Source organism: Paenisporosarcina sp. P4_E4_2, from assembly GCF_056401595.1.
In genome coordinates, this window is record NZ_JBFUJC010000204.1 from 1 (window position 1) to 5,608 (window position 5,608).

Sequence of the window (5,608 nt, forward strand, 5' to 3'; positions counted from 1 at the left end):
GTATTATTGTTGGACGAACCGACTGCAGGCATGTCACTCGAAGAAGTACCAGCCATTCTAGAAGTCATCAAACGGATAAAGCAACAGGAGAATAAAACAATCTTGCTGATTGAACACAAAATGGATATGATTCTGGATTTATCGGATTCCATTATGGTGCTGTTCAATGGCTCGCTTCTGGCAGACGGCACACCAGAAGAAATTATGCAAAATGAAACAGTGCAAAATGCTTATTTAGGAGGCTCCTACAATGAACACCATGCTCAAAGTTGATGGGGTCCACACCCATATCGGGCAATATCATATTTTACAAGGCATTTCGTTTGAAGCAAAAGAAGGAGAAGTCAGCGTATTGCTAGGTCGTAATGGGGCTGGAAAAACGACGACGTTGAAAACCATTCTTGGACTGACTCCCGCTTCAAAAGGACAAATCACGTTCAAAGGTCAGGATATCACCAAAAAACCGACACATGGGATCGCGAATACAGGCATTGGCTATGTACCAGAAGATCAGGGGATATTTGGCGCATTGACTGTTGAAGAAAACATGAAAGTGGCCATGCGTAAAGATGATGAAGCCACTTTGGCCAAACAGGACTATGTCTTAAACCTCTTTCCGGATTTGAAAAAATTCTGGAAAAAAGACGGAGGTCATTTGTCAGGTGGTCAAAAGCAAATGCTTGCGATGGCTAGAGCTTTTGTTGGAAACAGTCAGTTGCTACTGATTGACGAACCATCTAAAGGTCTTGCTCCCATTGTCATTGAAAAAGTGATGGAAGCCATTATTGATATGAAAAAACATACAACGATTGTCTTGGTCGAACAGAACTTTATGATGGCAAGTCGAATCGGTGATACATATACACTCCTCGATGACGGGAAAACGGTCCAGACAGGTCTAATGCAGGAATTAATCCAAGACGAGCAAGTGAAACGAAAATATTTAGGAATCGGATAAGGAGGATCAGTCATGGAACTACTCTTGAATTTAACCATCAATGGGCTAGCCACTGGCATGTTAATTTTCCTTCTTGCTGCCGGCTTGACCTTGACTTTCGGTTTGATGGACGTACTTAACTTTGCACATGGAGGGTTATTTGCCTGGGGAGCCTACTCGTCCGTTTGGTTTTATGCGTTGACAGACAGTTTTGGCCTGGCGATTCTCGGAGCAATCGGGACGGGAATCATTCTCGGATTCATTACGGAAAAATTGATCATCACACCTGTCTATGGCAATCATATTCAACAAATCTTAATAACGTTAGGATTCATGCTTGTTTTAACTGAGCTTTTGAAAGTCGTGTTCGGTCCTAATCAGCTTCCAGCAAAAACTCCGCCCTACTTAGTGGGAAGCTGGGAAATTGGGGATGTCATCATTATTAAATACCGAGTTTTCATCATTGTGGTTGGTTTCCTGATTTTCGGGATTTTCCAATACATCTTAAAGAAAACAAAAATCGGCTTGATCGTTCGCGCAGGTGTCATGAACAAAGAAATGGTGCAGACACTGGGAATCAACATCAAAAATGTATTTCTGTATGTCTTTATCGCCGGAGCTGCATTAGCAGCACTCGGAGGGGCACTGATGGCTCCGTATTCAGGAGTGATTTATGCAGAGATGGGCATGGAATTTGCCATCTTAGGTTTCATTGTCGTGGTTATCGGAGGGATGGGCAGTTTTCCAGGATCACTGCTTGCAGCAATTTTAGTAGGCTTAGCTGGAAGCTTTATGGCGTATTACGTGCCATCACTTTCGTTAGCCGTCAACATGATGCTGATGGCCGTCGTATTAATATTCCGTCCGYAAGGATTATTCAAGGCAAAGGGGTGAAGACATGACAAGTAAATTTCAGTGGAACAATATTTTTCTATCCATTATCGCGATTGTGTTGTTCATCTTCCCTTTTGTAACGGATTCCAGGACTTGGACAATATTATTGACGCAAATTTTCATCTTTTCAATTTTGGCCATGAGTTATGACATTTTACTTGGCTATACAGGCATCGTCTCATTCGGACACGCAATGTTCTTTGGAATGGGTGCCTATACCACCGCTGTCATGCTGGACCGGATGGAACCGACCATCGGTGTCTTCATATTATCAATCGCAACCGGCATGTTCCTCGCAGGTGTCGTCAGCTTTATTGTCGGTTTGATGACACTGCGTCTGAAAAGTCATTTCTTTGCCATGCTGACACTTGCTGTATCTGGATTATTTCTCGTACTAGCAGAAAAATGGCGCAGTCTGACATCAGGAAATGATGGTTTCACGTTCCGCGCACCGGAATTCTTCAAAGATCGTATGGTTTTCTATCTCGTTACACTCGTGTGCCTTGTTGTGGTGTATTTGTTATTAAGAAGATTTGTGCAATCTCCGATGGGTCAAGTGCTGGTAGCGGTACGCGAAAACGAGCAGGAAACAAAATCACTCGGATTCAAAACCCTACACTATAAAGTGATTGCCTCCGTAGTAGCTGGCATTGTGGCAAGTTTGGCTGGTTCTTTATATGCGGTAAGTTTACGATTCGTGAATACAAGTGTATTGACGATGGATATCACGCTGGACGCGTTGCTCATGACCATTATCGGAGGCGTCGGGACATTGATCGGTCCAATTATTGGAGCTGGTGTAATCGAATTATCTCAACATTATTTATCCGGAATGGCTAAGGACTATCCGATTTTTGAACGATGGATCATTTTCTTCGGAATTGTCTATATCCTAGCGGTAATATTCTTCCCTTTAGGTATTGTGGGAACCGTCCGACAAGCAATTCACAAACGAAAAAACCCCGCAGTACTTGAAAAGTCGTCGTCCGGCACGGAGGGATTGTAATGCAAATTGGTATCGTCAGCACAGGTCTTTACATACCTACTCATTCCATGACAGCAGAAGAAATCTCTTTAGCCTCAGGGGTACCTTTACAGGTAGTCAAAGATAAGATGGGCATTACGAAAAAACCGATTCCAGGTCCTGACGATCATACGGTTCAGATGGGTATCTGGGCAGCAAAGGATGCTTTAGACAGAGGTCATGTCGATCCTAAATCAATTGACTGCGTGATCTATATAGGCGAAGAGCATAAGGAATACCCACTATGGACCGCAGCCATTAAAACACAGGAAGAAATCGGCGCATTTCATGCATGGGGGTTTGATATCGCACTGCGTTGCGGCACAACCATACTGGCACTTAAATTGGCTCAAAGTTTGATGCTTGCAGACGATTCTATCGACACAGTCCTGCTTGCAGGTGGATACCGAAATGGGGATTTCATCGATTATACAAACGAGCGGACCCGCTTCATGTTCAATCTCGGAGCGGGAGGTGGCGCGATGATTTTGAAAAAGAATCATGGCCACAATATTTTGCTTGAATCGGATATCATGACCGATGGATCCTTTTCGGAAGATGTCGTGGTACCAGTCGGAGGGACGAAAATGCCACTGACGAATGAAGTGTTGTCGTCGGGCTCTTATCGACTCGATGTCACCGATCCAGAAGGAATGAAAAAACGTCTGGAACAAAAATCAATGCAAAACTTTTTGAAGGTCATCCGACACTCTTTGTCGAAGAGCGGATATACAGAACAAGATATTTCTTACGTTGCCATGCTCCACATGAAAAAATCAGCACATGACTACGTGCTCAATGAACTGGGGTTAACGGAAGACCAGTCCATTTACTTGCATGAATACGGTCATATTGGCCAAATGGATCAAATCATTTCTTTGCAGCTCGCACAACAACAAGGAAAGCTTCAAAAAGGAGATATTGTCGTATTGGTTAGTGCTGGTATCGGCTATGCGTGGGGAGCAACAACAATCAAATGGGGTTCTGAATAGGGGGAGATTTAATATGGCAATGCAAAAAATTTTACTCGACAATGGCGAAACGATTTCATACCGTGAACGTTACGGTGGAGAGCAAGTTGTCGTCCTCGTTCATGGAAATATGACTTCTTCTCTGCACTGGGATGTGTTGATTGATGCTCTGGATCCAAAATATAAACTGTATGCGCTGGACCTGAGAGGCTTCGGGGAATCAAGTTACCATACTCGTGTTCAAGGAATAGCTGATTTTGCCGCTGACTTGAGAGGTTTCGTGGATGCACTCGGACTTGAAACATTTCATTTAGTCGGCTGGTCCACAGGGGGGGCAATCTGTATGCAATTTGTCGCTGACAACCCAAGATACTGTGAGAAACTCGTCCTGCTTGCTTCCGCTTCAACCCGTGGGTATCCATTCTCCGGGACAAAGGCAGATGGAACACCCGATTTGCAAACTCGTCTTCAATCTATCGAAGAAGTGGAAAATGATGCAGGAAAAACAAAAGCCGTACAAGGATTATATGATACGCAAAACCGTGAAGGACTAAAAGGACTCTGGAATGCACTGATTTATACACATAAACAGCCTGACGAGAAAAAATACGATGAATATGTATCGGATATGCTGACGCAACGCAATTTGGCGGACGTTTACCATTCATTAAACACGTTCAATATCAGCAATGTTCATAACGGGCTAAGTCAAGGCACAAATCAATCCAAGGATGTCACCATTCCAGTACTAATTTTAAGAGGCGATCGTGACTATGTTGTATCTGAAGAGATGACACAGGAAATCGTGGAAGACCTTGGGGAAAACGCCACTTATATTCCATTAACTAATACAGGGCATTCACCGCTCATCGATGATTTGCCGCAACTGACACAACGAATCGAAGAATTTTTAGGTTAGGAGGCTACTATATGCGTTTAGATAAGCAAGTTGCGATTATCACTGGTGGGGCAAATGGAATCGGCTACGCATCAGTCGAGCGCTTCGCCCAAGAAGGAGCTCGTGTCATTCTAGCAGATTATGATGAATCTACCGGAGTGAAAGCAGCGGAAGAGTTAAAAGAGCAAGGCTATGATGTCACGTTCGTTCAAGTCGATGTGGCGGATCGCGACAGTGTCCAGCACATGGTCGCACAAGCGGTTGAAATTTACGGAGGCATTGATATTTTGGTGAATAATGCCGGCATCACCAGAGATGCGATGCTTGCGAAAATGGACATTGCTGACTTTCAGAGGGTTCTTGATGTCAATTTAACGGGCGTCTTTAACTGTACACAAAGCGTATTGCCACACTTAATCGAAAAAGGAAAAGGGAAAATTATTAATACTTCTTCAGTCAGTGGTGTATATGGGAATGTTGGACAGACCAATTATGCCGCTTCAAAAGCAGCAGTCGTAGGGATGACCAAATCGTGGGCAAAAGAATTGGGACGCAAAGGCATCAATGTCAATGCTGTGGCACCCGGATTCACCTTGACTGCAATGGTCGAGAAAATGCCTGATAAAATCATTGACCAAATGAGATCGATTGTTGGATTGCAACGATTGGCTGTACCGAAAGATATTGCTAATGCCTATTTATTTCTCGCATCGTCAGAATCGGATTATGTTCATGGGCATGTTCTGCATGTTGACGGTGGCATTATGATGTAAGAAAGGAAGGGTACGTATGTATAATGATCAATCCTGGTTTTTAAAACGAGCACTATTGGCACCCTCCCGTCTTGCCTGTGTTGATATCGATAGTGACCAGCAATGGACGTA

Annotated in this window: 7 protein-coding genes; all 7 read left to right on the plus strand. The window is 43.7% G+C overall.

From position 1 onward, the window contains the following. Window positions 1-273: ABC transporter ATP-binding protein C-terminal domain-containing protein (locus AC1DSB_RS13395; protein WP_477586881.1), on the plus strand; the 273-nt coding region annotated here is incomplete at its 5' end. Further along, window positions 251-958, plus strand: coding sequence for an ABC transporter ATP-binding protein (locus AC1DSB_RS13400; RefSeq protein WP_016427196.1), 708 nt, complete (start codon window positions 251-253; stop codon window positions 956-958). The genes AC1DSB_RS13395 and AC1DSB_RS13400, both read left to right, overlap by 23 nt. 12 nt (window positions 959-970) lie before the next feature. After that, a complete protein-coding gene (locus AC1DSB_RS13405) occupies window positions 971-1,831 on the plus strand; it encodes a branched-chain amino acid ABC transporter permease (protein ID WP_477586882.1) in 861 nt (286 codons plus the stop codon). A gap of 4 nt (window positions 1,832-1,835) precedes the next feature. Beyond that, entirely contained in the window at window positions 1,836-2,837 is a 1,002-nt protein-coding gene (locus AC1DSB_RS13410; protein WP_477532626.1) for a branched-chain amino acid ABC transporter permease, read from the plus strand. Next, window positions 2,837-3,847 carry a 3-oxoacyl-ACP synthase gene (locus AC1DSB_RS13415; protein ID WP_477532625.1) on the plus strand — a complete coding sequence of 337 codons (1,011 nt, stop codon included), beginning with the start codon at window positions 2,837-2,839 and terminating at the stop codon, window positions 3,845-3,847. The genes AC1DSB_RS13410 and AC1DSB_RS13415 overlap by 1 nt, the downstream gene beginning before the upstream one ends. 13 nt (window positions 3,848-3,860) lie before the next feature. Next, the gene (gene phaZ / locus AC1DSB_RS13420) at window positions 3,861-4,745 is read left to right on the plus strand and encodes an intracellular short-chain-length polyhydroxyalkanoate depolymerase (protein WP_477532624.1); all 885 of its coding nucleotides are present in this window, start codon (window positions 3,861-3,863) and stop codon (window positions 4,743-4,745) included. 11 nt (window positions 4,746-4,756) lie between these two features. Beyond that, window positions 4,757-5,497: a 3-oxoacyl-ACP reductase FabG gene (fabG, locus tag AC1DSB_RS13425; RefSeq protein ID WP_477532623.1), complete on the plus strand. Its 741-nt coding sequence runs from the start codon at window positions 4,757-4,759 to the stop codon at window positions 5,495-5,497. Window positions 5,498-5,608: the final 111 nt, after the last annotated feature.

Bases quoted from the DNA above. Each gene is read 5' to 3' on its own strand.
- AC1DSB_RS13400 (WP_016427196.1), top strand. From the start codon at position 251: ATGAACACCATGCTCAAAGTTGATGGGGTCCACACCCATATCGGGCAA.
- fabG (WP_477532623.1), top strand. From the start codon at position 4,757: ATGCGTTTAGATAAGCAAGTTGCGATTATCACTGGTGGGGCAAATGGA.
- AC1DSB_RS13410 (WP_477532626.1), top strand. From the start codon at position 1,836: ATGACAAGTAAATTTCAGTGGAACAATATTTTTCTATCCATTATCGCG.
- AC1DSB_RS13415 (WP_477532625.1), top strand. From the start codon at position 2,837: ATGCAAATTGGTATCGTCAGCACAGGTCTTTACATACCTACTCATTCC.
- phaZ (WP_477532624.1), top strand. From the start codon at position 3,861: ATGGCAATGCAAAAAATTTTACTCGACAATGGCGAAACGATTTCATAC.